Annotated in this window: 1 protein-coding gene and 1 pseudogene; both read left to right on the forward strand. The window is 66.2% G+C overall.

Annotated elements, in window-relative coordinates:
• The coding region (mdoH, locus tag ABI213_RS16350; RefSeq protein ID WP_348027875.1) for a glucans biosynthesis glucosyltransferase MdoH at positions 1-1,695 on the forward strand (1,695 nt) is incomplete at its 5' end.
• Positions 1,696-1,997: 302 nt separating this feature from the next.
• Positions 1,998-2,195: pseudogene (locus ABI213_RS16355) on the forward strand (N-acetylglutamate synthase); the annotation flags it as partial.

The raw sequence follows: 2,195 nt of genomic DNA on the forward strand, positions 1-2,195 counted from the left end.
CGCACCGCCGTCATCATGCCGATCTGCAACGAAGACGTGGCCACAGTGTTTGCCGGGCTGCGCGCCACCTGCGAGTCGCTCAGTACCTCGGGTGCAGAGCGCCTGTTTGACGTGTTTGTGCTTTCCGACAGCAACGACCCGGCCCTGCGCGCCGCTGAGCTGACCGCCTGGCAGGCCCTGCGCGAGCAACTCCACAGCGCTGGCAGCAAGCTGCGCGTGCACTACCGCTGGCGCCAGCACCGCACCCGCCGCAAGGCCGGCAACGTGGCCGACTTTTGCCGCCGCTGGGGCCGCAGCTACCGCTACATGGTGGTGATGGATGCCGACAGCGTGATGAGCGGCGACACCCTGGTCACCCTGGCCCGGCTGATGGAAGCCCATCCCCGCGCCGGTATTTTGCAGACCGCGCCACGCGCCTGTGGCCACGCCACCCTGCACGCCCGCGCCCAGCAGTTTGGCAGCCGCGTCACCGGGCGGCTGTTCACGGCAGGCATGCAGTTCTGGCAATTGGGCGAAGCCCACTACTGGGGTCATAACGCCATCATCCGCGTGGCCCCGTTCATGCAGCACTGCGCCCTGGCGACCTTGCCGGGCAAGGGTGCACTGGCGGGCGAAATCCTGTCGCACGACTTTGTCGAAGCCGCGCTGATGCGCCGTGCGGGCTATGAAGTCTGGCTGGTCAACGACCTGGAAGGCAGCTTCGAGCAACAGCCGCCCCACCTGCTGGCCGAGCTACAGCGCGACCGCCGCTGGTGCCAGGGCAATCTGCAAAACGCCCGCCTGCTGACCGAACCCGGCCTGCGCCCGGTGCACCGCGCCATGCTGGCCACGGGGGCCATGTCTTACGTGTCGGCCCCGCTGTGGCTGCTGTACGTAGTGCTGGGTGCCGCGCTGTGGCTGCACGACAGCGAAATTCCGCTGTGGTCCAGCCGCAGCGTGGCCACGCTCTGGGTATCGACTGCGCTGATGCTGGCCTTGCCGCGCGTGCTGGGCCTGCTGGCGGTGCTGCTGCGCGGTGAGCAAGACAGCTTTGGCGGCAGCCTGAAGCTGCTGGGCAGCACCCTGCTGGAGGCGCTGATGTCCATGCTGCAAGCCCCGTTGCGCATGGCCGCGCACAGCCTGTTTGTACTGGGTGGCCTGACCGGCTGGCGGCTGGAATGGACCTCGCCCCCACGCGAAGCCAGCGACCTGCCCTGGGCCGATGCGGCCCAACGTTTCGGCACGCTGGGCATCGCCGTCGCCGGCCTACTGGGCGCGGTGGCCTGGTTTGCCCCCGACTCCTTGCTGTGGCTGCTGCCCATGGGCTTACCGCTGCTGCTGGCCGTACCGTTCACCGTGCTCAGCAGCCGGGTCGGCCTGGGCCAGCGCCTGCAAGATGCCGGTTGGCTACTGGTGCCTGAAGAAAGCCGTTCGCCCTCGGTGCTGAAACAGGCCTGGCGCTATGCCCACGCGCCACGCGCCACCGCCACCCCTTGGCTGGCTGACTTACCTCGTCTGGCCGCCTTGGCACTGCAGGCACTCGGCCCACGCCATACCGGTCGGGGCTTGCGCGGCGAACAGCGCCGCCAACGCGTGCTGCAACTCAGCCACGTGGACGGAGCCGCCCCTAGCGCCGCCGAACACATGCGCTTCCTCAGCGAACCGCACAGCCTGCGCCTGCTGCACGCGGCGCTGGCGGGGGAGCGCACGCACTAGGTTTACTACGGTTTTGATAGCTGCCAGCGCAGGTGGAATCTGCGCCAGTGTGGTGTTGCACGCTTGATGGAACCAATAAAACGGATGGATTTTTGCCCAGGCTTAGGCGCAAACCACAGCCATAGCTCCGCTATGGCGCGGATTTGTAACGACAGCATGGGTGAAAAGACGCCGTTTTATGTTCCAGATAGCGTGTAACACCACACTAGTGGCCTAAAAAGCATGTAGCTTTGCACCCGCCGCCAGGCTGCGGTGCGGCTGCTACACTTTTCCCTCAACCACCTACCGGCTGCGCGCCCATGATGACTTCCGTTTTCAACTTCACCTTCGTGCCCTGGTTCCGCTCGGTGGCACCGTACATCCACAAGTTCCGCAACCAGACCTTTGTGGTGGCGCTGGCGGGCGAGGCGATTGCGGCGGGCAAACTGCCCAACCTGGCGCAAGACCTGGCGATGATCCAAAGCATGGGCGTGAAGCTGGTGCTGGTGCACGGCTTTCGG

Source organism: Rhodoferax sp. (genome assembly GCF_039922535.1).
GTDB lineage: Bacteria > Pseudomonadota > Gammaproteobacteria > Burkholderiales > Burkholderiaceae_C > Rhodoferax_B.